Annotated in this window: 28 protein-coding genes; 24 read left to right on the forward strand and 4 right to left on the reverse strand. The window is 43.2% G+C overall.

The features are described from left to right. The first annotated feature begins 47 nt into the window (after positions 1-47). Complete coding sequence (locus KOL94_RS19310) at positions 48-212, forward strand: hypothetical protein (RefSeq protein WP_221568314.1); 165 nt, start codon at positions 48-50, stop codon at positions 210-212. Between the two features lie 8 nt (positions 213-220). On the opposite strand, the gene KOL94_RS19315 is transcribed toward KOL94_RS19310, so the two are convergent. Genes KOL94_RS19315 through KOL94_RS19325 form a run of 3 tightly spaced genes read right to left on the reverse strand, consistent with a single transcriptional unit; the run spans position 221 to position 1,004 of the window. Next, positions 221-451: a hypothetical protein gene (locus KOL94_RS19315; RefSeq protein WP_221568315.1), complete on the reverse strand. Its 231-nt coding sequence runs from the start codon at positions 449-451 to the stop codon at positions 221-223. 10 nt (positions 452-461) lie between these two features. Further along, a complete protein-coding gene (locus KOL94_RS19320; RefSeq protein WP_221568316.1) occupies positions 462-755 on the reverse strand; it encodes a hypothetical protein in 294 nt (97 codons plus the stop codon). Between the two features lie 12 nt (positions 756-767). Next, on the reverse strand, positions 768-1,004 hold the full coding sequence (locus tag KOL94_RS19325; protein WP_221568317.1) for a hypothetical protein: 237 nt from the start codon (positions 1,002-1,004) through the stop codon (positions 768-770). A gap of 123 nt (positions 1,005-1,127) precedes the next feature. Between KOL94_RS19325 and KOL94_RS19330 the strand changes: the two genes are divergently transcribed. From KOL94_RS19330 to KOL94_RS19380, 11 genes are all read left to right on the forward strand, one after another. Next, the gene (locus KOL94_RS19330) at positions 1,128-1,826 is read left to right on the forward strand and encodes a YetF domain-containing protein (RefSeq protein WP_221568318.1); all 699 of its coding nucleotides are present in this window, start codon (positions 1,128-1,130) and stop codon (positions 1,824-1,826) included. Positions 1,827-2,251: 425 nt separating this feature from the next. Then, positions 2,252-2,659 (forward strand): C45 family peptidase, encoded by a 408-nt coding sequence (locus tag KOL94_RS19335; protein WP_221568319.1) that lies wholly within the window; start codon positions 2,252-2,254, stop codon positions 2,657-2,659. Further along, the gene (locus tag KOL94_RS19340; protein WP_311775203.1) at positions 2,656-3,309 is read left to right on the forward strand and encodes a C45 family autoproteolytic acyltransferase/hydrolase; all 654 of its coding nucleotides are present in this window, start codon (positions 2,656-2,658) and stop codon (positions 3,307-3,309) included. The genes KOL94_RS19335 and KOL94_RS19340 overlap by 4 nt, the downstream gene beginning before the upstream one ends. A gap of 110 nt (positions 3,310-3,419) precedes the next feature. Beyond that, complete coding sequence (locus KOL94_RS19345) at positions 3,420-3,938, forward strand: RNA polymerase sigma factor (protein ID WP_221568320.1); 519 nt, start codon at positions 3,420-3,422, stop codon at positions 3,936-3,938. Continuing rightward, positions 3,935-5,218, forward strand: a complete 1,284-nt coding sequence (locus KOL94_RS19350) for a DUF4179 domain-containing protein (RefSeq protein WP_221568321.1) — start codon at positions 3,935-3,937, stop codon at positions 5,216-5,218. The genes KOL94_RS19345 and KOL94_RS19350 overlap by 4 nt, the downstream gene beginning before the upstream one ends. Positions 5,219-5,347: 129 nt before the next feature. Beyond that, on the forward strand, positions 5,348-5,827 hold the full coding sequence (locus KOL94_RS19355) for a hypothetical protein (RefSeq protein WP_221568322.1): 480 nt from the start codon (positions 5,348-5,350) through the stop codon (positions 5,825-5,827). A 160-nt stretch (positions 5,828-5,987) separates the two neighbouring features. After that, positions 5,988-6,341: a PH domain-containing protein gene (locus tag KOL94_RS19360; protein WP_221568323.1), complete on the forward strand. Its 354-nt coding sequence runs from the start codon at positions 5,988-5,990 to the stop codon at positions 6,339-6,341. Positions 6,342-6,474: 133 nt separating this feature from the next. Next, positions 6,475-7,074 carry a flavodoxin family protein gene (locus KOL94_RS19365; RefSeq protein WP_221568324.1) on the forward strand — a complete coding sequence of 200 codons (600 nt, stop codon included), beginning with the start codon at positions 6,475-6,477 and terminating at the stop codon, positions 7,072-7,074. Between the two features lie 323 nt (positions 7,075-7,397). Then, a complete protein-coding gene (locus KOL94_RS19370; protein WP_221568325.1) occupies positions 7,398-7,892 on the forward strand; it encodes a S4 domain-containing protein in 495 nt (164 codons plus the stop codon). A 315-nt stretch (positions 7,893-8,207) separates the two neighbouring features. Further along, positions 8,208-9,977 carry a gamma-glutamyltransferase gene (gene ggt / locus KOL94_RS19375; RefSeq protein ID WP_221568590.1) on the forward strand — a complete coding sequence of 590 codons (1,770 nt, stop codon included), beginning with the start codon at positions 8,208-8,210 and terminating at the stop codon, positions 9,975-9,977. 48 nt (positions 9,978-10,025) lie between these two features. Then, positions 10,026-12,488, forward strand: a complete 2,463-nt coding sequence (locus KOL94_RS19380) for a gamma-glutamyltransferase (RefSeq protein WP_221568326.1) — start codon at positions 10,026-10,028, stop codon at positions 12,486-12,488. Between the two features lie 23 nt (positions 12,489-12,511). Here the strand turns inward: KOL94_RS19380 and KOL94_RS19385 are convergent, their stop codons facing one another. Next, a complete protein-coding gene (locus KOL94_RS19385; RefSeq protein ID WP_221568327.1) occupies positions 12,512-12,691 on the reverse strand; it encodes a hypothetical protein in 180 nt (59 codons plus the stop codon). A gap of 135 nt (positions 12,692-12,826) precedes the next feature. Here KOL94_RS19385 and KOL94_RS19390 point away from each other — a divergent pair, with 135 nt between their 5' ends. The 12 genes from KOL94_RS19390 to KOL94_RS19445 all read left to right on the forward strand — a co-directional run bounded on the left by KOL94_RS19390 (position 12,827) and on the right by KOL94_RS19445 (position 23,904). Beyond that, positions 12,827-13,549 (forward strand): DUF1385 domain-containing protein, encoded by a 723-nt coding sequence (locus KOL94_RS19390; RefSeq protein WP_221568328.1) that lies wholly within the window; start codon positions 12,827-12,829, stop codon positions 13,547-13,549. Positions 13,550-13,808: 259 nt separating this feature from the next. Further along, positions 13,809-14,810 carry a LacI family DNA-binding transcriptional regulator gene (locus KOL94_RS19395; RefSeq protein ID WP_221568329.1) on the forward strand — a complete coding sequence of 334 codons (1,002 nt, stop codon included), beginning with the start codon at positions 13,809-13,811 and terminating at the stop codon, positions 14,808-14,810. 24 nt (positions 14,811-14,834) lie between these two features. Further along, positions 14,835-15,392: a 6-phospho-3-hexuloisomerase gene (hxlB, locus tag KOL94_RS19400; protein ID WP_221568330.1), complete on the forward strand. Its 558-nt coding sequence runs from the start codon at positions 14,835-14,837 to the stop codon at positions 15,390-15,392. 138 nt (positions 15,393-15,530) lie between these two features. After that, positions 15,531-16,553: a TRAP transporter substrate-binding protein gene (locus KOL94_RS19405; protein ID WP_221568331.1), complete on the forward strand. Its 1,023-nt coding sequence runs from the start codon at positions 15,531-15,533 to the stop codon at positions 16,551-16,553. Between the two features lie 19 nt (positions 16,554-16,572). After that, on the forward strand, positions 16,573-17,082 hold the full coding sequence (locus KOL94_RS19410) for a TRAP transporter small permease (protein WP_221568332.1): 510 nt from the start codon (positions 16,573-16,575) through the stop codon (positions 17,080-17,082). Beyond that, positions 17,082-18,368, forward strand: a complete 1,287-nt coding sequence (locus KOL94_RS19415; RefSeq protein ID WP_221568333.1) for a TRAP transporter large permease — start codon at positions 17,082-17,084, stop codon at positions 18,366-18,368. Before KOL94_RS19410 ends, KOL94_RS19415 begins: the two co-directional genes overlap by 1 nt. An 88-nt stretch (positions 18,369-18,456) precedes the next feature. After that, positions 18,457-19,083, forward strand: coding sequence for a 3-hexulose-6-phosphate synthase (gene hxlA, locus KOL94_RS19420; protein WP_221568334.1), 627 nt, complete (start codon positions 18,457-18,459; stop codon positions 19,081-19,083). Between the two features lie 121 nt (positions 19,084-19,204). After that, complete coding sequence (gene rlmD / locus KOL94_RS19425) at positions 19,205-20,578, forward strand: 23S rRNA (uracil(1939)-C(5))-methyltransferase RlmD (RefSeq protein ID WP_221568335.1); 1,374 nt, start codon at positions 19,205-19,207, stop codon at positions 20,576-20,578. A 249-nt stretch (positions 20,579-20,827) separates the two neighbouring features. Further along, entirely contained in the window at positions 20,828-21,436 is a 609-nt protein-coding gene (locus tag KOL94_RS19430; RefSeq protein ID WP_221568336.1) for a hypothetical protein, read from the forward strand. Between the two features lie 11 nt (positions 21,437-21,447). Further along, positions 21,448-22,023 (forward strand): 7-cyano-7-deazaguanine synthase, encoded by a 576-nt coding sequence (locus KOL94_RS19435; protein ID WP_221568337.1) that lies wholly within the window; start codon positions 21,448-21,450, stop codon positions 22,021-22,023. After that, positions 22,004-22,975, forward strand: coding sequence for a hypothetical protein (locus KOL94_RS19440; protein ID WP_221568338.1), 972 nt, complete (start codon positions 22,004-22,006; stop codon positions 22,973-22,975). Before KOL94_RS19435 ends, KOL94_RS19440 begins: the two co-directional genes overlap by 20 nt. A gap of 5 nt (positions 22,976-22,980) precedes the next feature. Further along, on the forward strand, positions 22,981-23,904 hold the full coding sequence (locus KOL94_RS19445; RefSeq protein ID WP_221568339.1) for a CBASS oligonucleotide cyclase: 924 nt from the start codon (positions 22,981-22,983) through the stop codon (positions 23,902-23,904). Positions 23,905-23,984 lie beyond the last annotated feature (80 nt).

The raw sequence follows: 23,984 nt of genomic DNA on the forward strand, positions 1-23,984 counted from the left end.
CTATCCCCTGAATATGGTATTATGAAAGTAAAAACGGGGGAGATTATGTGATTGTTTTAGGAATGTGGTTTGTAGGGTTTTTAGGAATAGCAATCCTTTATCTAATCATCTATTATGCTGTCCGAAATGGTATGGACGCCTCTAATTTGAGGTCAGAACTTCGTGAAGTGAGAAAACAGCTTGAAAGGATCAGCAAAAAGATTGAATCATAGAATTTAAGTCAATATAGTTGAACCAATACAAATGTGCCCAGGCAAATGATCAAAAACCAGTAGAGCATGTCTCGCTTTGACTTTCGATAAACCGCATAGATGAGAGAGCCTACCGCATAGCTGCCCAGGAGTACAATCATCAGATACGAAGCAATCTTTGAGTCTGTCTGCATGTAAATAAACAGGCAGATTGCATAAGCGATCAAGATAGCCATTGTTATGTAGGTTCCAAGCTTCACACGATCCCTCCTAAAAAGATTCGTATTCCTCTGAGGTTTCCTCTTTTTGCTTCGAATAGTAATAGATTCGGACGATCAACAGTAAAAACAGGGATATTCCCACAATCGTAACACCAAGCCCGCCATATCCGATTCCAGACCAGCCCTTGACGAAAGCGATACTGTAGACAATCAACGTTGCGCCAAGCTGGAAAGTGGTATAGGGAAGAACATACCAACGTAATTTTTTTGAAAAATAGATGACCAGCCAGCTGAAAATGATCCAACTGAAACTGATAATGGTCAGTAATACGATATCTGTCATGACTGTATCCCCCTAGGAGCTTTTCACTATCTGTTTTTTCATGTAAAAGGATAAGCTGAATGGAAAGAGCGGTACGAAAGCGATCCACCAAAGGCTCGGTGAACCGAGGAAATACAAGGCAGGCAATGTTATTAAGAACCCGCTGATCATCATCCAGAAAGAATTCCGAGTCATAATAGAAAAAAGGAATAAAAACAACGAGATGATGATGCAGCCCCAAAAGATGAAACCAACCCAATAAAAGTCCATCAAAACCGCCTCCTCATATTGACATTATATACCTTTTATGCGGACTTATCATGAAATTTGAAGAGAATTATCATCAAAAAGCAGGGCACCCTTATAGTTGATACATAAAAAAGGGGTGGCTCAATGACGATCACAGAACTAATATTCAGATTAGCTTTATCATTCCTGGCTTTGTGGGCGATGGCGAGAATCATGGGACGAAAAGAAATCAGTCAGATGACTTTCCATAATTTCGTATCAGCCATAGCAATAGGGACAATCGCTGGATCCCTCGCGATAGACGGTATGCTAAGCATCCAGAATGGGGTGATTGCGTTAGTCGGATGGACAGTTTTCACGGTTTTGTTTGGGTTCATGGATATCAAATCAAAGGGAGCACGAAAGCTCCTTAATGGTGATCCGGTTGTGGTGATCAAGGACGGAAAGATAATGGAGGATTCGCTCAGAAGAACACGGCTGGATGTAGATTCGCTAAATGTCATGCTCCGAAAGAAAGGGGTTTTCACACTATCTGATATAGCTTTTGCGATCTTTGAAACAGATGGCACATTATCAGTCATGAAAAAAGGAAGTAAGCAACCCCTGACAAAGAGTGATATGAACATGTTTCAACCGAGTAGGAGCAGTTCAGTCAGTACAGAGGTGGTTTCAGACGGGAAAATCAATGAAAGCAATTTATCTAAACTGCACCTCGATAAAGCTTGGCTCGGTCAAAAACTCCGGGAATCAGGTATTCAGGAGATATCAGAAGTCTTTTACGCCGAAGTCCAGCAAGACGGCACACTATACATCGATAAATACGATGACAAATTCGGCCAATAAAACAATAGTGCCTGGCACCGATTTGAAACCCAGATGTACCAAGGGGTCTGAATCGGTGCCAGGCACTTTTTGTAATCCCTTGGGAGACAAGGGCTTTTTTCCGGTGCCTGGTACAGAGAAGAGGACAGAGAATCTTTCGACAACATCCGATGGAGTTCAATCAAGCGTTTGATTAAGCAAGTGAAACCCGTGTTCAAGGGCGTATTTTTATTTCAAACAAACGTTTGATCAAGAGGCGAAATCATATCCGAAAGTGTAAAATTCCACCTTTACGACAGGGTTTGCACTGTTTTCAAACAAACATTTGATTAATGAGGTGAATCCCTTGCAATACACCAGAAGTAAATTTCAAACAAACGTTTGATTAAGTGTTTGGAAGGAATTTTCAGCTCACAGTTGAACTAGTTTAGCTGGGGGATGATAACATGAATGAATTTGTAGTCGATATACATGAATTTAGAGACCGTTCCTATACCATAGGTTATGAACAAGGCCGATTACTGGATAAAAAGCAATTGGCCGTTTATGAAACTTTTACGAAAGAGTCAATGGATCTGGAAGGTGCACAAACCGTTTTAAAAGCCTTCGCTCCTCATTTACTAGAGGAAATTCACGGACTTGCTGACGGACTCCGCATTCCATATGACATAGCCATGCGTTATTTCAGTGGATACGATCTTCCAAAACTCCAGGCTATGGGATGTTCATCGATTGTCACCCAGGATTTTATGGTCCGAAATTACGATTTTTCACCACTGATTTACGATCACCAACTTGTTTTTGCACAGTCTGAGGAAACATACGGAAGCGTGGGGTATTCACCCATTACATAGGAAGGCATGAAGGAGTCAATGAACACGGTGTTGCAACCGCACTCCATTTTGTCAACAATGCTAACCAGGTTAGAGGCTTGATGTGTAGCACAATCATACGGATTATCGCCGATACCTGTAAAACCACCGATGATTGCATACAACTGTTGAAGGAACTGCCTCATGCATGCTCTTATAATTATTCCATCGGAGACCGTAAAGGAAGGCACGTAGTTGTGGAAGCATCGTCACACAAAGTCGAAGTTCGAGAAAAGGAAGGGACTCTCACTTGTACAAACCATTTTAAAAATCCGCAGATGGAATCATATAACAGGGAACACCTTACACACTCGATACAACGTCTAACAGCGATGACCCACAAAAACGCTGATGGTATAGAGCTCTTCAACTGGTTCAGTGATCCATCTTCTGAGATGTACTTTCATGACTATAAACAGTTTTTCGGAACACTGCATACTTTCGGTTACTTCTTTAAGGAAGACAGATTCATCACCAAAATTGCTAATGGCAAAGAAACATTAGATATCAAACTAAATGATTGGATAAACGGAAAACCACTGCCACTAAACAAATTAACAGGAAGTGTACCTGGCACCGATTTCAAACGTTTATGTACCAAGGGTTTTGAATCGGTGCCAGGCACTTTTTGAAATCCCTTGGGGGACAAAGGCGAAATTGTCGTGCCTGGCACCCAAAAAATTCATTTGAACTTTTTCCAGGGTTGGTGACTCTAAGGTGTAGTGGAGGAGGGGGAGCGTCTTTGGAGATTGAGAAGCTGGTGCGAAAAGCACAAAAAGGGGATAAAGAAGCGCTGTTACAGCTTGTCTTAGCAGAAAAAGATCAGTATTACAGATTAGCATATACCTATTTACGGCACGAAGAGGATGCGATGGACGCACTAGAAGACATGATCGTCATCCTTTATGAGAAGATCAACAAACTTAAAAAGCAGAGTTCCTTTTATAGTTGGAGCAAAACCATCCTCGCCAATCGCTGCCGCGACATCCTAAGAAAGCGGAAAAAGACGACGGTTATGGAAGAAATTGAGGAGCCATCCAATACGAACGAAGGTGAGCGAACCATTCATCAACTGGATGTCCAAAAACATTTAGGCGAATTAAACATCGATCAACAGGAAGCGATACAGCTTCGTTACTGGCTTGATTACGATTACGAAACGATCGCAAAACTAACCGAAGTCCCGATCGGAACGGTGAAATCAAGAATCTCATTCGGGTTGAAAAAGCTGAAGGAACTCCTTGGAGGTGAATATCTATGAGAAACCTGGAAGAGAAACTAAAGGAAAACGGAGAAAACATTCCATCTATGAAAGCGCCGAAGGGTCTTGAAGATCGACTCAGAAATAGACTCGAGATGGAGCCTCCGAAAACGCCAAAACGCTGGAAGCGGCCTTCTCTCATCGCTGCCTCGCTCATATTCATTCTCCTATTTACCTATCAATTTGACACGATGGCCTACTATGGTAAGAAAATTCTCGGATTCGACCACGTGCTGACCGATTCCCTGAGTGACCTGAATGAACAAGGAAAGGGCCAAGTAATTGATAAAAGTGCTGAGCTTCCCAATGGCATTCAAGTCACTGTCGACGGACTCATGCTCGATGAGAATCGACTGATCGTCATGTACACCGTTTTTGACCCGAGAAAAAATATAGAACACAAGTTTTCGGATTTTAACATAAGAATGGAAAGTTTCTTTGGACAGATTATTGAGACATCAGGATTTGGTACAGTGAATGAGGACAATACGAAGATGTCATTCGTCCAGTCCTTTGAACCCCCGAATCCGTTTGTGAAAAATATAGATTTCCACTTCGGAATGGATCAAGAAAAGTCTCAAGCTGCGACGATTTCGTTCGAGCTGGACCGTTCAAAAGCTTTGATGACGAAATACAACCTGAGAATGAAGGAGACACTGAAGACAGATACAGCGACCTATGAATTCGAAAAGTTGACGGCGACCCCAACACAAACAGTCATCAAAGGTAAAATTAAAGTAAAGAACAAAAAAGTATGGAATGAAATGGGGATGGGCCACCTGGCATTTCAATATATTTTGAAGGCAGATGATAAAATAATTCGCCCACAAGGATCCGGAATGACGTCCAGCCTTGGCGGATACACGTTTGACTTGGAGTTTGATCCGCTGCCTGAAGAGGTTGAAAACTTGACTCTCATACTTGAAAGAGACTTAAAGATTCACGACTCGAATGAAAAGATCAATCTTGGTGAGAAAAGCATCCAATTAGCAGGCGAAAAGGTCACAATTGGAGAGGTCAATGTAAAAGAAGGAAAGACAGAAGTGATCTTGAACACGCCTAAACACTTCAGTGTCCTTGAAGCAAAGCTTGAGGGGGAAGGGAGTTCAGCATCTCTTAATACATCCTATGACAAATCGTTCGATAAAACGGAAGACGGTTTGGAAAAGCAGCACGTGCTCGTTTTCGATGGCAAAATAACGAAAGCTGAAATGTTGACGATCACCAAATACGTTACAGCAGAACCATCCGACAAAGCCATTCAAATCTCAGGCCGATAAAGCGATTCTCCTATTTTAATCGTCGCTGACAGGAATTCTATTTTCTATGTCGTAAGTTACTAACAGGATTAACAACAAGAGGTTGAAAACATCAATACGTCCTACGAAAAAAATTTAGGAGGAACTGAGATGAACAACACCTTATTGGAAGCAGTGAAAACATTGTTGACAGAAACATTTGATGGTCCGGAAAAAAATGAAAGCTGGTACACGGAGGCGAAGCCAGGCAGCGGCATCTTCGGGACACTTGATAGACTGTCGGCAGAGGAAGCGTCCATCCCGATTCAGGGGACGACGATTGCTGCTCACACGGATCATACACGTTATTACCTATGGGTGGCAAACACCTACATGAAAGGGGAAAAGCCGAACTCGAACTGGGAAGAATCATGGAAAATCACTTCAGTTGATGAGATGACATGGCAACGATTTAAAGACGAACTCGATATGGAGTACAAAACGTTATTAGAAAAAATCGAAACTTTAGATGCAATAGATGAACAGACTTCTAATGGATTGTGCGGTACATTAGCCCACTCCGCATACCATCTCGGAGCAATCCGGCAAATGGTAAAAGTCATCAAAGTCCCAAGCGAAACCACAAAGTAAAATACTATATTAGAAACACACTCGGTGCCAGGCACGACAATTTAACCCTTGGGCCCCAAGGGATTTAAATTGGTGCCTGGCACCATTTTCTATCGGGATGAAACTTTTGGCTTATTGGTTCGTAGGTAATAGTACTCGAAAAAGGCGGGAGAGAATTCGCATGCAAGTGACGACACAGCAGATCAAACAGATGTTAAAAGAAGATGAGCAGCTTCTAGCGACAAGACGTTGCTCTTTACTCACCTATATATTCACGTTCACACCTAGACCAGGGGTGCTTGCTGCAACAACTGAACGGTTGATGTTCGTTGGCGATTATCTGATTCAGCCTGGTGAACTGGTTGAAACCTACGATTATACAACGATACAAAAGTTCCGACTCAAAAGGGGGCTTTTCTACCCACGCTTCTCCTTGAAGGTGAAAGGCGACCAGGTCCAGTTCAAATATCTATCAGACAGCCAACCTCAGGCTTTCATCGAATTGGTAAACGCGCAGCGGAAGCATGTGAGATAAGTTCACTAATTGAGGGGGTGGTATCTTTAGAGTCAACAAAGGGTACATTTTGGCTGATTTTTCCTATTAAAAAGTGGATTAATCCTCATCATTTTAGGGTAAAGATACATGACTTTGTAAAGGAGGAAGAGTTATGTCAACTCTACATACCTTAATCTTAAACTGTTCCCTAAAAACAAAAGAAAACATCTCCCATACACAAGCATTGACCAATTATTCACTTGAAATCTTGCAGGATCACGACGTCTCTTTTGAAATGCTATGGCTTGCGGATTATAATATCGGCTATTCGACGAACGATGAACCTGGACTCGAAGACGATTGGCCACAGATTTTTGAAAAAGTGAAGGCAGCAGACATCGTCATTTTCGCGACTCCATTATGGATTGAAGAAAAGAGCAGTATTGCTGCACTTGTCATCGAACGGCTTTACGCAGAAAGCGACAACACGATCGAAAACGGACCGGCACTTTTCTACAACAAGGTAGGCGGTGTGCTCATCACAGGAAACGAAATCGGTGCAAAACCTGCTGCCCAGTCGATCCTGTATGCACTCTCCCACATCGGCTTTACAATCCCACCGAACGGAGACTCGTACTGTATTTGCAACGATTGTAGATCTCCGGTTGAAGCAACCGCGATTAAAAAGATGAGCAACAACCTCGTGTACTTCGCTGGGTTGTTAAAAGACTATCCGATTCCGGCTGAAGAAAGTCCGCTCGAGCAAATTTAGCTTGTAAAAAATTCTAATATCGAATAAACTAAAGGTAATCTATTTGGAATGAAAGGATACAGGTCACCTTTATGCCAACATACACTTTGTAATGGAACACATTTTGGATATGGACGCTCTGGAAGCGGTCTTTTTGAAGGCTTGCTGAACGGGAGCAGTCTGTCGAAATCCCATTACAAAGGAACGTAACCTATATCTGCAGCATGTATGATATAGAGGTTCCCTTAAGGGTGCCTCTTTTTGTTATGGTTGAAAAACTTTATACTGCAAGACTTCCAAATAGAAGCGTTACGTTTCCTTACATCCCAAAAGAGGTGAAGGAAATGCAGAAAGTCCAATTGAACTGGAAGCTTCAAGAAACGAAGGACAATACCGTCGAAAGACATTGCAGCAATTGCGGCAAGACTGTCCGGTTCACGGATACGATGATCCGCAGGCACAACGCAAACGGAAAGAACATCTACCGATTCGCCATATACAAGTGTGATAAGAACCACACCTGGAACAAAAAGCTCGAAATCTATCAAGCTTATACCGATCACGCGAGAGTGGTGGAGGAGCAGCAAGAACAACCGGGCCAGCTCACAGCCATCACTATAAAAGACTACCAAATAATCGGTATTGATAAAATCATGATAAAGCTCTCAGACGTACAAGGAAGGTTCCGCCTCGATAAAATCATTGCCGATCAAATCAAGGACTGGAGCCGAACCGAAGTCACAAAAAGGATTCTGGAAGGAAAGATCCGAATCAATGATGAGCCAGCCAAGCCCTCATCCAGACTGAAAACAGCGGATGAAATAAGAATCGAACTATAAAATAAACAAGCTCCCCAGCCTATCTCTAAGGGGGGCTTTTTTGTGTTCTTTCTTTCCTTTGATATTTTCGGATAAACAGGAATAATTAACCGTTTAACAGCCAATTTCAGAACGCCTTGTCGACAAATCGGGACAGAAGGTACAAAGACATGCAGGTAATTCGGCATAGAATCATATTTTCAGAATGATGAAAAAGTACTGTGTTCATAATAGATTCACAGGTTCTTACAAGATAAATCGTAAATCAACAAAATTTTTTAATGATAAAATTTTACATAATTCAAAATATTTTAAAATCAGGAGAGGATTGGTATGATGTCAAAGTTGTACTGGAAGAAGTTCACGTACGCATTATTGGCTGTTCTGTTGTTATTCTCACTGGCTCCAGCTTCTGGGGTTGCAAAAAAAGACAATCCTGATGAATTGAAAGAATATGATGTCGGAACCCACGGGATGGTATCCACCTCACATACGCTGGCCTCAAAAGTCGGAGCTGACGTATTGAAAAAAGGTGGGAACGCAATGGATGCGGCGATCGCGATCCAGTTTGCCTTGAACGTTGTGGAACCGATGATGTCTGGGATCGGTGGCGGCGGCTTCATGATGGTCTATGACGCTGAAGCGGATGACATCACGATCATCAACAGCCGTGAACGAGCACCAGCAGGAGCAACACCTGACATGTTCCTTGACGAAAACGGAAACATCATCCCATTCGGAGAACGCTCGAGACACGGTAATGCGGTTGGCGTGCCTGGTACATTGAAAGGTTTGGAAACCGCTCATGAAAAATGGGGGACAAGACCGATGCAGCAATTGATCACCCCGGCGATCCACCTTGCGGATAAAGGTTTTGCTATCGATGATTATCTAGCACGTATGATTGCCTCGAATGAGGACAAGCTCTCTGCCACTGCTGCCAAAGAAGTCTTTTTACCAGATGGAAAACCTCTTGAAGCAGGCGAATGGCTTCAGCAAAAAGACCTTGCGAAAACATTGAAGCTGATCCGTGCTCATGGAACAGATGCTTTTTATAACGGGGAAATTGGGCAGGCTCTTGCTGAGGTTGTGCAGGATTTCGGTGGAAGCATGACGACAGAAGATCTTGCAAACTATGATGTGACAGAAGATGAACCGGTTTACGGAGATTATAAAAATTACGAGATTGCAAGTATGCCTCCCCCAAGCTCAGGTGGTTTGACGCTCTTGCAAATGCTTAAGCTGTTAGAAGGCTTCGATATCGGCCAATACGGTGAAAATTCCGTGGAAAAATATCACCTGTTATCAGAGGCGATGAAGGTCAGTTACGCCGACCGGGCAGCGTATATCGGGGATCCGGAGTACGTCGACGTACCGATGCGCGGTATGCTCCATCCTGATTATATCGAGGAGAGACGGGCGCTGATCGATCTGGAAGAAGCGAACCAGAATGTCGAAGCGGGCGATCCATGGCAATATGAAGATGCAGACCCAACAATGGATGTCGTCGAGCAAGCGGATGATAAGGAGATGGGTGAGACGACCCACTTTACTGTCGCAGACAAATGGGGCAATGTCGTTTCCTATACGACAACAATTGAGCAGGTTTTCGGTACAGGAATCATGGTCCCTGGTTACGGTTTGATGCTGAATAATGAAATCACGGACTTTGATGCGCGTCCAGGTGGAGCGAATGAAGTGCAGCCGAACAAACGACCGATGAGCAGCATGACACCAACGATGGTACTTGAAGACGGCAAACCGGTCTTGACGCTCGGCTCGCCTGGTGGACCACGGATCATCGTTTCCGTCCTGCAAGTGTTCCTGAACCTGGTCGAGTATGACATGGGACTGAAAGAAGCGATCGAGGCACCGAGGATCTACAACTCGCACACTTCGGCCATGAACTGGGAAGAAGGCATTCCGTCCGAAGTACGCTCCGAACTAGCTTCGATGGGACATAATATCGGATCCCAGCTGACGATCGGAAACGTCCAGAGTATCCAGATCGATTATGACAAAGGCTTATTCTATGGCGCCTCAGACTCAAGACGGATTGGAGCCGCTATCGGAATAAACAAACCAGGAAAAGGTCATTCAAAATAACCCACACGAAAAATTTAAGCTTTTGCATATCGCTTTAAGGGGGATTGTATGTTTAAAAGAAAGCTGAAAAGCCTTATCTTTGTTGTACTCGCTTCCATGTTACTCACGATGCCGACTGTAACGGAAGCGCAACTCAATCCGCAGGTCGATCAGCAGCCGACCGCCATAGGCACAGGCGGAGCGGTAGCAACCGAGCACCCAGACGCGTCCCAGGCTGCGATGCACATATTAAAACAGGGTGGAAATGCAATTGATGCCGCGATTGCAGCTGCTGCCGTCCAGGGTGTCGTCCGTCCGTTTTCAGGCGGGGTCGGGGGCGGCGGTATGATGATGGTTTATCTTGAAGAGGAAGATAAAGTCATCACAATCGACAACCGTGAACAGGCATCGCAAAACTTCGGTCCACACGCTTTCCTTGATGAAAACGGGGATGAATATCCGAGGGCTGTCCGGAAAAGCAGCGGAGCGGCAACGGGTGTACCTGGTACAGTCCTTGCCTGGGAGGAAGCACTTGAAGCATACGGGACCATGAGCCTGAGACAAGTGCTTCAACCGGCAATCGTCGTCGCTCAGCGTGGTTTTACGATCGATGAGAACTTCGTCAGGGAAGTGACTGAGAACGCCGACCGGTTCCGGCTATTCGACTCTACTAGTGACATCTATCTGACTGAAGAAGGCGAGGTACCTGAAGCGGGGGATAGATTAACGAATAAAGACCTTGCCGATACGTATAAACTGATTGGAAAGTATGGCAGCGACATCTTTTATGAGGGTGAAATTGCAGATGCCATCATCGAGACGATCAATAATCCACCTGTTGCAGAAAACGTTGATAGCTTCGTTTTGCCAGGTGAAATGACGAAGTCCGATCTGCAAGGTTACGAGATATTCACACAGGAACCTACGAACATCGATTATCGAGACTATCAGGTTTATGGAATGTCACTGCCTTCTAGCGGTGGGATAACGATTGGAGAAGCGCTCAATATCCTGGAAGGCTATGATCTTTCCAGTATGTCCCGGACAGAAGCACTCCATTATTATCTCGAAGCATCACGACACGCCTTTGCCGATCGTGACGCCTATCTTGGGGACCCAAAATATACTGATGTCCCGATAACCGGTCTCCTGACAAAAGGTTTTGCGGCAGAACGCCGACAAGAAATTGGTGAACGGGCTTCGGTTGGCACAGTTGCACCAGGTGATCCATGGCCATATGAAGAAGACCCTGATCGCTGGCCGGACCCGAAACCAGAACTGGGATATGGTTTCGACTATGATTTTGCAGGTGAAAACGGAGACCCATGGAATCAGGACAAGCTCTTCGTAGAAACCGATTCGGATGTCACCTTCGATATCGAGGATGGAAATGGTAGGATCGTTCTTGGGGGCATTGCAAACGCCAGTGGACGGGCAGCATCCAATATGGAGCTGACGACCGACAGTGAACTGCTTGTCCCTTATAAAATCAATGAGATTAGCCCAAGCCATTATTTACGCTATTGGCTCCGTTCAGATGGCTGGGTAAGAAGCACAAGCCCGCATAATGGATACGGTGTCGAAATCCGTTCAGGCTACAATAACATCCGTCTCATCCGTACGGTGGACGGAGGAGAAATCGAGGAGATTGGACGCTTCAGCTATCCGCGCTCGACCGATTGGCAGCAGCTCCGTTTCCGAGTGGAAGGCGATCAAATCAAAGTGAAAACATGGGATCAGAATGAGGAAGAACCAGCTGATTGGAATCTTGAAGTACAAGATGATGGTGTCACGGCTCCTGGACGTTTCCTCTTGAGTGCGATTGAATTCCGAGATGGGGAAGGAGGAAGCTTCCACACTGGGCCGATCGAGGTCGAGGATTTGAATCGTGAACAGGAAGCGACGACTGCCCCATCGGATTATGAAGAAAACGAAGACATGAGCCAGACGATTCACCTTTCTGTCAGTGATAAGGATGGGAATGTCGTTTCCTACACAAACACGATCGTTTCCATCGGAGGGAACGGAATGGTCGTACCGGGATATGGCTTCTTGTTGAACGATGCCCTTTCCGGACGTGTGCCATCAGTTACACCAGAAGGAGAGCCGAATGCACCGGAACCTGGTATGAGACCGCTCAGCAGCATGTCACCGACGATCGTCATGAAAGACGGCGACCCGGTCCTTACATTAGGGGCGCCTGGCAGCGCGACGATCATCACAACCGTCCTGCAGACAATAGTATATAACCTTGACTTTGGAATGAGCTTACCTGAGGCATTGGCTGCACCTAGACTGACCCAGCGGAATCGACCTACTGGGAACATCGTCGTTGAAGCAGCCTTTACTGAAACAGAAGAGTACGAGGAATTACAAGCATTAGGTCACACCTTCTACACCTCGACTTTGTCGCAAGGGATCGGAGCTGCAACCGCAATCGCCTTCCTTCCAGATGGAAAAGTGCAAGCAGCAGCTGAACCCGTCAGACGAGGCGGAGGAAGTGCAATGGTCGAACACCCAACAGAAAAATAATATAAAAAACCAGCCATAAGCATTTAACGCTTGTGGCTGATTTTTTTCGCATTCTTTACAATTACATGACGCATGGTCCGATAGATGGCACTTCCGCTAAAAAAGCCGATTGCATAGATGAGCCCGACTTGAAGCCCTTCTTGAGCAAAACCGATCGCGAACCCGACGGCTGCCATAAGCAGGGGAATATAGAGTAAACGCATTTCTGCCTCCTCAAAACATAAGGTATAGTATCTTTATATCCAAATCCTGTCCAAACAAGCCCTCGTTTAAGTATTGTTAAAAAATTCAGATTATTGTACACTGGTAATATCTGAATGAAAAGGAATGTGATGTGGATGCAGGTATACAAAGGTGGAGCTGCCGGACTGAAAAGCGTCTTGTTCATCGGCAAAAACTATCGCGTTAAAGCAGTCAATCACAACGGAAAACTTGAAGCAAAGGTACAACCGCTACATAAGGGTGAAGGCAAGCTGGATACTTTTCTGAACAGAATTCCTTTTGTCAGAGGCATCTGGTCGATCGTCAAAGCGATGATGAATGTGTACAAGCAGCTCGTCCTGGCATTTGCTGCGCTTTTTTTATTAGGGAAAGCCTTGCCAGGTGGACAGGGCACGAGCAGTGTGCCTTTAACGGAAAAAGAATGGTTCTTTTCAGTAGCAATGATCGTAATAGCGGGTCTAGTCATCCGGTTCACGAGCATTTCGAAGTATCATGCGGCTGAGCATATGGTTGCGCATTGCGAGGACAAAAACCTCCCATTGACCTATGAAAATGTTGCGAACCAGCCAAGAGTCCATCCGCGCTGCGGGACGAATCTTGTTGTGTTCATCGTTTTCAACACAATACTCTTTTCCTTTTTCTTGGAGAGTATGCTCCTTACCATGCTGATTGCGTGGAGCATCGGCTATGAAATGTTCCGTATGAAGAGAAGCCGCTTGAAGCCATTTTATAAGCTAGGCTCTTTCCTGCAATACTACTGTTTTACCAGCAAGCCTGAGGAAAAACACCTCAACATCGCAATCGAAAGCATGAAAACGTTAAAAAGCGTAGAAGCATAATTTGAGCCCCCGGCAATACAGCCGGGGGCTTTTTTTGCACTTAAAGAAAGTATAAAAATACTTTCTTGAGTATAAGCGCAACTAAGGCTAAGACTGCGCCAATGGCTTGGCTTTGCCAAGTTTTCTTTAGGAATTTAAATTGGAATAAAAATCATCCCAAGGTACGGTTGTAAAACGCTTTCAACTATTTTATACTTTCACTAAATCGATTTACTAAATCGGTTTAGTTTTCACAAAAAGTTAGATTAGGAGTTCTTATATGAAAAGGATCACAATAGCAGAAGTTGCAAAGCATGCGGAAGTTTCCAAGAGTACAGTATCCCAATATTTGAATCAGCGCTATGACTATATGGGTGAAAAGACGAAAGAACGGATCAAGAAAGCGATCGATGAGTTGGGCTATAGTCCTAATATCATGGCGAGAGGCTTGAAGCAGAAATCATCGACGACGATCGGCGTTATCGTCGCCAACATCTTACACGTGTTCTCCACCCAGGTCATCCGGGCGATCGAGGATTTCTGTAATGAAAAAGGGTTCCATGTCATCGTCTGCAATGCGGATGATGATCCAGCAAAAGAAAAAAAGTACATCGAAATGCTCTGGGCAAAACAAGTCGACGGAATCATCGCCTTTCCTACAGGGGGAAATGTCGATTTGTTCAAAAAGTTGATTGATGCCCAGTATCCAGTTGTATTCATTGACCGGATCGTCCCTGGCATTTCGATCAACACGCTCCTCCTTGATAACGAAAAGGCTTCCCTGCTAGCTGTGGAGGAATTCATGGAAAGAGGCTATGAGCGGATCGGAATCATCTCACCGCCACTCGGTAGAAATCTGACGCCAAGGGTGGAACGGGTCGAAGGGTATAAAAAAGCGTTGGAAAAACATAATAGGCCGGTCAACCCGAAATACATCATCAGCGGGGAAATCAACGACATGCAAGCAAAGATCGAAAACATGATGAAACTCCCGGATCCGCCCGACGCGATATTCGCCGTTAATGACCGTACTTTATTCGAGGTGCTTGCTTATACGAAAAAATATCGGATCAGGATACCGGAGGACCTCGCACTGATCAATATCGATGATGTATCGTTTGCCAGTATATACAGTCCAGCTTTGTCGACAATCATACAACCTGCATTCGAAATGGGGAATAAGGCGGCAGAAATTCTCATCAACCTGATCATCGACAAAGACAACGGGGATACAGAGATCTACCGTTTTGAACCACAACTGATCGTAAGGGAATCTTGTTGAAATACATAAGGGAGGGTGAGTGTTATGGAAAAGATCATCAAGACAGTTGCTTCAGAAATACAGGAAGTTTTAGGAAGAGTGGACACCGATGAGGCGATTCGGCTTGCAGATGAATTGAATCAAGTGAAACGGATCTTTGTGGCGGGTACAGGACGTTCCGGTTTGATCGGCAAAGTATTCGCGATGCGGTTGATGCATAGCAATTTTCCAATCTATGTCGTGGGAGAGACGATCACCCCCAGCATCAAAACCGGTGATCTATTGGTCCTCATCTCTGGTTCAGGGAGTACAGGTTCACTCGTGCAATACGCAGAAAAAGCCAAAGAGATTGATGCAAAGGTTGCTTTAGTGACGACGAATAAGGATTCGGCCATCGGGCGGATCAGTGATTTCTTGCTCACGATACCTGCAGCTACCAAGAAACGCCTTCCATCGGAGCCGGATACGATCCAGCCGCTGGGAAGCCAGTTTGATCAATCGGCTCACCTGCTATTGGATGCGATCATCGTCTATCTCCTCGAACAGCAGCCTGAAGGGAACAGCCATTCCAAATTAAACCAAAAACATGCAAACCTTGAGTAGACAGGGGAGGATTCAATCCACCCCATTTACGATGAATTGAAAGCGGTCACAGTCTTGCGGGTAAGCACTAAACGAAAAAGCCCTCATGCAATTTAGGCTTAAAGCGTGATCATAATCTATAAATGGAGGTATACCAACATGAGCAAAATCAAATACGGCTTCATTTTTCTGATTATTGCAACGATTGCAATCATTTCCGGTTGCAACACAGACGAAGCGGATCCAAATGGAGATGGGAAGATCAAAATCATTGCTGCTCATAACCAGACATCTCCTGATAATCCGTTCCAGGTCGGTTTATTGAAATTTAAAGAGGTTGCCGAAAAGGAATCAAACGGATCGATTGAAGTCGAAGTGCATGCCGGTACGATCGGGACGGAGGAATCACAGCTGGTCGAAAAACTTCAACTCGGTGCTGCAGATGTTGTGCTTGCATCCCCTGGTTTCATGACCCAGACGGGCATAAGGGAAATCGATCTATTTTCCGCACCGTATCTGTTCAAAGACTATGACCATTGGTTGAAAACCGTTGATGGGGAAGTCGGAAAAGAAATGGCGGAAATCATCAATGAAAAATCCGATAATTCCTTTAAACTATTAGGCTATTGGACAGCTGGTGTGCGGCATTATTATGGGAAGAAACCAATCGAATCAGTGGAAGACCTGAAGGGTGTTTCGCTACGGACACAAACATCCGGAGTCATTTCAGATTTCTGGAAGAAAACAGGAGCCATCCCATCCAATATAGCATGGGGCGAACTGTACCAGGGCTTGCAGCAGGATGTCGTCGATTCGTCTGAAAACGCTTACCCGTTTTTCGTCCAGCAGGCCCACCATACGACTCCGAACGGAAAATATATATCGGAAACGGCCCACGACTACACGACAAGACTATTATTGATCAATGGCGAGAAATTCGATGACTACTCAAAGGAACATCAGGAAATCATCTTGCAGGCGGCAAAGGAATCGGTGAAGGCAGAACGTGAAGAAACCCTCAAACAGGACATCGAATATAAGGAAAAAGCGATCGAAGAAGGGGCGGTCGTCAACGAGATCGATCGAGAACCTTTCATCGAGATCGCCAAGCCTATATTGGATGACTTCGCTACAGAGATCGAGGCAGAAGAACTATTGAATAAGATCAGAGAACTAGACTAACAGCTTGGGAGGGAATTCTATGAAACGTTTCGTACAAGTTCTTGAAAGGTTGCAAATGACAGTCGCCATCCTATTCTTATCTATTTTCTTTTTCGTCATCATGTTACAGATCATCACGAGGCATTTAGGCATTTCGATCATCTGGACTGAGGAGGTCGCCAATTATTCGTTCATTTGGGCGATCTTCATGGGAGCAGCGATCATGGTCAATCGCCGTGAGCATTTCAACTTTGATTTTATCCTGAAAAACTTGAAAGGGAAGCGGAAAACCTCTTTGAAAATAGTCAATGATCTGGTGCTCATCACGTTCAATGTATTCATCTTCCTATTAGGTGTCCAGGTCGCAGTCGAATTCTGGAATTATACATGGGCATCGATCCCTGATATGAAAATGGGGTATATATGGATGTCCGTTCCGATCATGGCCGGAACGATGATCATCTATTCCTTTTCACATCTGATTGATCATGTCCAGACAGTTAAAGCGGGTCAAGTCCATACAGGAAAAGCGAAGGAGGTCAATGGATAATGGGGTTTCTATTACTTGCACTCTTCATCGTCTTGATGTTGATCGGGGTTCCGATTGCATTCGTCATCGGTATTGTTGCATTAGTCGGGATTTCCGGCATTCCTTACACACCTGAAGCCACGGTTTCGATGAAAATGGTCAATGGCCTCGATTCGTTTGTCCTGTTGGCTATTCCATTATTCATCCTTGCAGCCAATTTGATGAACTCAGGTAAAATATCCGAGAAGTTGATCAATCTTGCGCTCGCCATCGTCGGGCCAATCCGTGGCGGGCTGGCACACGCGAATATCCTCGTATCAATGATGTTTGCCGGTGTTTCCGGAGCATCACAGGCTGATACGGCTGGTGTCGGGAAAATTCTGATCCCGAGCATGAGGAATAAAGGATATGAAAAAGAAACGGCCGTAGGTGTCACATCCGCCTCGTCAACGATAGGTGTCGTCATCCCACCAAGCATCCCGATGATTATCTTCGCTGGTCTGACCAATGCGTCTATCGGTGCATTATTTCTCGGTGGTATCGTTCCAGGGATCCTGATCGGGCTGGCCATGATGATCATGATGTACTTCATTGCCGTCAAACGAAATTATCCGAAAGCGGCACGGGTCGAATTCAAGCAATTTTTCCGGATGTTCGCTGAAGCTTTTCCGGCATTATTGACACCAGTCATCATCATCGGCGGGATCATCTCAGGATTCTTCACAGCGACAGAGGCTGCAGCAATTGCATCCTTATATACACTGCTCGTCTGTATGTTTTACTATAAAACATTGAAACTGAAAGACTTGCCGAAGATTTTGATGGAGACGTTAGCATTAAGCTCCTTATCCCTGTTTGCATTGGCTGCTGCGAGTGCATTGGGAGAGCTGTTGAGTTATTACCGCCTAGGAACGATGGCACAGGAATTCTTTACGAACAATATCGGAGCAGAATGGTTGTTCATCCTCATCATCATCGCATTCTTCCTGTTTGTCGGAACGTTCATGGATGCGATTCCAGCGATGATCTTGTTCGTGCCGGTCATCCTGCCGACAGCGCTCGAGTTTGGAATCGACCCGGTCCACCTTGGGCTGATCGTCGTCATCACATTAGCCGTCGGTCTGATCACGCCGCCTTATGGCTTGTGCCTTCTACTCGCAGCAAAGATTGGCGATATGTCCATTGAACGGTCGTTTGTCGCCGTCATTCCATATATTGCGATCATCCTGGTCGTATTGCTGTTCATCGCGTTTTTCCCGGATATCGCATTCTTCATCCCTAAGATGTTGAATCCTGGAATGTTTTAATGGATGAACGATAAACGACAATCAAGCCATACGTTTAAGGTGTAACAGAGAAACATGGTGAAATTGAACAATAAAGTGAGGTTTTATGATGAAACTGCAATTGGCATTGGACAGGTTGACGAAGGACGAGTGCTTTCGGATCGTTGAAGAAACGAAGGAGAGCATTGATATCATAGAGGTCGGAACAGGTGTCATCAAAGAGTATGGAATGGCGATCGTACGGGAGATGAGGAACCGCTACCCGGATCATGTGATTCTTGCGGATATGAAGACCTGTGATGCGGGCAGGCACGAAGCACTTCAAGTGTTTGAAGCGGGCGCAGACATCGCGACGGTCATGGCATTCTCAGCTGGGCAGACGATCACGGACACTTTGAGAATCGCACATGAAACAGAAAAGCAGATCATGATCGATTTGTTGGAGGTACATGAAAAGGAAAAGGTTGCGGCACTAGAAAAGCTCGGTGTCCGTCTCGTAAGCCTCCACATCGGCAAAGACAAGCAGACAGAGGGTGCCTTTGATACCGAGTTGTTTTCATTGATCAAGGAATTCGATTTTGAAGTAGCCGTGGCAGGTGGTGTGAATCTGGATTCCCTGCCGTCGATCCTTCAAGAAAGGCCGGATATTATCATCGCCGGCAGTGCAATCACCGGTTCAGAGCAACCGAAGGAAACAGCCGTAAATATGAAAAAGATGATGGCTGACTATATGTAGAAATAACTGTTAAGCAAGGGGGTACTGACGGCCTCTTTGCTTTTCTTTATGTTTTTGTTATTCGTCTTCCGGATGTGCTACAATCAGATAAGAATTTTACGAGCGGAAGAAGGAAAATTAGATGGCAAAACAAGCCTTACCAGTTCAAAAAAACGATATCATCGACGTCACATTCGAAGACCTGTCCCATGATGGTGCGGGTGTCGCAAAAGTCGACGGCTACACGCTTTTTGTTCCAAGAGGCCTTCCTGGTGAAGAAGCGAAGGTCAAAGTAATTAAGACGAAGAAAGGATTCGGATTCGGAAAACTGTTGGAAGTGACGAAAGAAAGTGAACATCGTACCGCGCCTCCATGCCCGATCTACAACCAATGTGGCGGCTGTCAGCTGCAGCACCTGACGTATGAAGGCCAGCTCGAATACAAGCGGAAACAAGTGCAGGACGTCATGGAACGGATTGGCAAGCTGAAGGACGTCAACGTACTGCCTGTGCTAGGAATGGACGACCCGTGGCGCTACCGAAACAAAGCACAAGTCCCCGTCGGTGAGGAAGAAGGTGGACTGATCACAGGTTTCTATCAAAAAGGAAGCCATCGGATCATCGATATGAAAGAATGTCTGATCCAGCAGGAAGCGAATGACCTTGTCGTCCAGACGGTAAAAGAGATTGCGAACAACTATGGCATCAGGGCTTATGACGAACGCAGCCATAAAGGAACGCTCCGTCATGTCGTCGCGAAGTACGGTCAAAACACCGGTCAGATCATGGTCGTACTGGTCACGAAAGGCAAAGAACTGCCGAACAAAAAGAACATCGTCGCTGACATCGTCGATCAGATTCCAAATGTGAAATCGATCGTCCAAAACGTCAATCCGAAAAAGACGAATGTGATCTTCGGTGATCAAACGCGCGTCCTCTGGGGCGATGAGTACATTTATGACACGATTGGCGACATCCAATTCGCGATTTCAGCCCGTTCCTTCTATCAAGTGAACCCGACACAAACGAAAGTGCTCTATGACAAGGCGCTTGAGTACGCTCAATTGGAAGGAAACGAAACGGTGATTGACGCCTACTGCGGCATCGGTACAATCTCGCTGTTCCTCGCACAAAAAGCGAACAAAGTGTACGGCGTCGAAATCGTTCCCGAAGCGATAGAAGATGCAAAACGGAATGCAGAACTGAACGGAATGACGAACGTGGAGTTTGAAGTAGGGGAAGCGGAAACCGTCATCCCAGCCTGGTATAAAAAAGGGATCAAAGCCGATACCCTCGTCGTCGATCCACCGCGGAAAGGCTGCGACGAAACACTACTCAACACGATCCTCGACATGAAACCGAACAAGGTCGTCTACGTATCCTGCAACCCAGCAACCCTGGCCCGGGATCTTGCTATCTTGGAGCTAGGTGGGTATAGAACTGAACAAATCCAACCCGTCGACATGTTTCCACATACGACGCATGTGGAATGTGTAGTACAGATAAATAAAATTTAGTGTTGGCTTTCTGAAAATTTATAATGGATTTTCAGAGAGCCATCTTTTTTAACTCTATTAAAAAAATATAAATGTTCTGAGAGGTAATTCCCTCCTACGCCATAAGTTGATCTTTTACCTGTAACCCAAAATTTAAACGAATAGAAGCCACTCCCCTCTTTTTTAAAGAAAATAATATTGTAAATACTTTAGCTAAAAAAGATATGAAATATGGTATAATTTAACTATTGAAGAAAATGGGAGATTTTTATGGTAGAAACTAATCCTAAAGAGCAAATAAAAAAGCTAAGAAAAAAATCCGAAGTTGGTAGAAGTGCTCATGGACTCTTGTTTAAGAAATATCAAAGTGCAAGTAATATACTGCATGGCCTAACATTGATAAGTGCATCAATTGTTGCAATCCTTACATTTGCAGATTATAACGATTTTTTAGTCTTACTAAAGGATTTATCTAGTGATATGTATGATTTATCAGTCGGTTTAACTGCGTCCTTTGTATTCTTATTAACAGTATTTGAGGAGTTTTTAAACTTAAATAAAAAAGCGGCTTCTCACGAGAGTGCGGTTAAACAATTAACAACATTTATTAGGTTAGCTGATACTGCAGAAAAAAAAGAGAAGGTGAGTCAAGAGGATGTTGATAAGCTTACAACTCAATACACCTTAATTAATGAAAATTCTCCATTGATACCAGATAAGACATTTTTAAGGTCTAAACAAAAGTTAAAAAGGAAGAAGTATTTAAGTGAAACGCTAGATAGTGAGCCTTTTGTTCCGTTATTTATAGTGAATATATTTTATATTATAAAAAAATCAATAAATTACCTTTTTGAAAAGAATGCAAATAAAAAAAATTAGGTGATAAGTTTATGGAAGAATTAGGTGATAATTCAACTGTAATTCTATTAAGTGGTGGTATCGATTCCACTGCATTAATACCATATTTTTTATCAAAAAATTGTTGTGTTAAATGTGTCCATTTTCAATATGGTCAAAAAAGTCAAGATAGTGAGAGAGAGGCAGTAGAAAAAGTAAGTAATTACTATAAAATCGACACAAAATTTATAAATGTAGGATTTGAATTTTCTAATATAGATGGAGAATACATTTCTAGAAATGCTCTGTTTATACTGATGGCTGCCAACTTGTTTCAAAAAGATGTTTCAAGGATTGCATTAGGTATTCATAATGGCACTCCTTACTATGACTGTAGTAAAAAGTTTATTAGGGACTGTCAAAAATTAATCGATGGATACTTTCATGGAACTGTAACAATTGAAGCACCATTTATATTACATGATAAAAAACAAATCTTTAATTATTGTTTAGAAAAAGAAGTACCTGTAAACCTTACATATAGTTGTGAGATCAAGAATAAAATAGCTTGCGGGAGTTGCCCCTCATGCAAAGATAGGAGTTTACTGAATGGACTTTACTCATTGTAAGCAGAGAAAGATAAAAGGAATTGAGGAAGAGACACCAATTTTGGTTCCATCATTTTCAAGCAAAGGCTTCCCAGAAGTAGGCGACTTATATAACAATCTAAAAGAATATCTAACGGATGTATCATTGGTAAGTGCTTATGATCTGCACTATAAAAACATAAATATTGATAGTATATATGAAACTGACATGCTATTGATTGATAGTGGTGGATACGAAAGAGATAAAGAACATGATTTATCTACAATTTATAGGGATAGACACATTTCGGAGACTTGGAATAGAGAATTACATCACAGTCTATTAGAAAAGATTGAGTCTCTTACTAACATTCTAATTGTAAATTTTGATAGTACAGAAACAATGCCTTTAAGTAGACAATTAGAACTTGCCAATGAAACCTTTGCACAATACCCTGACTTTGCTTCTGATTTCTTATGCAAGCCTTCTTCTAGTTACCCGTTAATAAATATAGATGAATATTGTCAGAATATAGATTTGATAAGCAATTTTTCTGTGGTTGGGTTTACCGAGAAAGAGCTGGGGTTTTCTTTATTAGAAAGATGTAAAAATATATATAGAGTAAGAAAATCTTTGGAAAATAAAAATTTAGAAATACCTATACATATCTTTGGATGTATAGATCCTCTAAATATTATTGTTTATTTCCTCAGTGGAGCAGATATATTTGACGGATTATCTTGGTTAAGATTTGCCTTTAATAATGATTATCCAACCTACTTTAACAGTTATTCAATCAGTAATGAACTTTGGTCTTTTGAAGACGATGAAGTGAAGGCATTAGCTATATTAGAAAACTTACGAATCTTATGTGACTTGAAAGAAAGGTTAATAGAATTTACTTCCAGTAATAATTGGGATTCTTTAAACTTAGATGAAAATACTTTGTTACAAATTCGAAAATTATCAAATATGATAAAGAAAGGAGAATGATTACTATGGGAGGCAGTAGAGGAAGTGGTACTCCAAGAATTCCTCTAAGCGAATTACAAAAAACCAAAGATGAAAGGGAAAAACAGGACGCTTATGATAGAGAGGTGAACAAGTTTCTTGAGTCCCTATTTAAACAGATTAATAGTAGAGACACTGAGCAAATTAATAAACACCTTGAAACATTAAAAGGTGCTCTTGAAAAAGATATTGAAAATTCTATTGAGATGAGATTTGGTGGCTCATTAAATAAACATACTTACGTAAATGGCCTAAGTGATATTGACATGCTAGTACAAATTAATAATAGTAGCTATCAAGACAAAAGTCCTCAAGAACTACTCTCTATCTTTGCCGAAAAGATTAGTAAACGTCTACCCAACACTGAAGTTAGTATTGGGAAATTGGCGGTTACCGTTAAATACTCTAATGGTAATGAAATTCAACTTCTGCCTAGTTTAAAAACACAAACTGGCTATAAAATTCCTTCGATAGGTTCTGATAAATGGAGTAATGTAATTAAGCCACATAAGTTCGCTGAAAAACTAACAAAGGTAAATCGTGAAAATGGAAATAGAGTGGTACCTCTAATAAAATTGTTTAAAAGTATTAATTCATCAGCCCCTAAGAGCAAACAATTATCAGGCTATCATATAGAATCTTTAGCTATTAATGCTTTTAAAAATTCGGATAGCACACCTCGTACTTTTAAAGGAATGGTTGAATACTTTGTAAGATTTTCTAAGAATGCGGTACTTGAATCGGTGAAAGATAGTACAGGACAATCTATCCATGTAGATGATTATTTAGGAGCAAGAAATAGTCCCGACAGAAAAAGAATAAGTATTAGTCTGAAAGTGCTAGAAAAGAGAATAAAAAATGCAAATGATAATCAAATAAATAGAGTTTGGAATGATTTATTAGGTAAGTAATAAAATCAGGTAAAAAAATAAAATTTGTAAACTAGAAAAAGCACCTTAACTCATGCCACTTACGCAGTATGATAAGGTGC

The organism is Alkalihalobacillus sp. TS-13 (assembly GCF_019720915.1).
In the GTDB taxonomy this organism is placed as follows: domain Bacteria; phylum Bacillota; class Bacilli; order Bacillales; family Fictibacillaceae; genus Pseudalkalibacillus.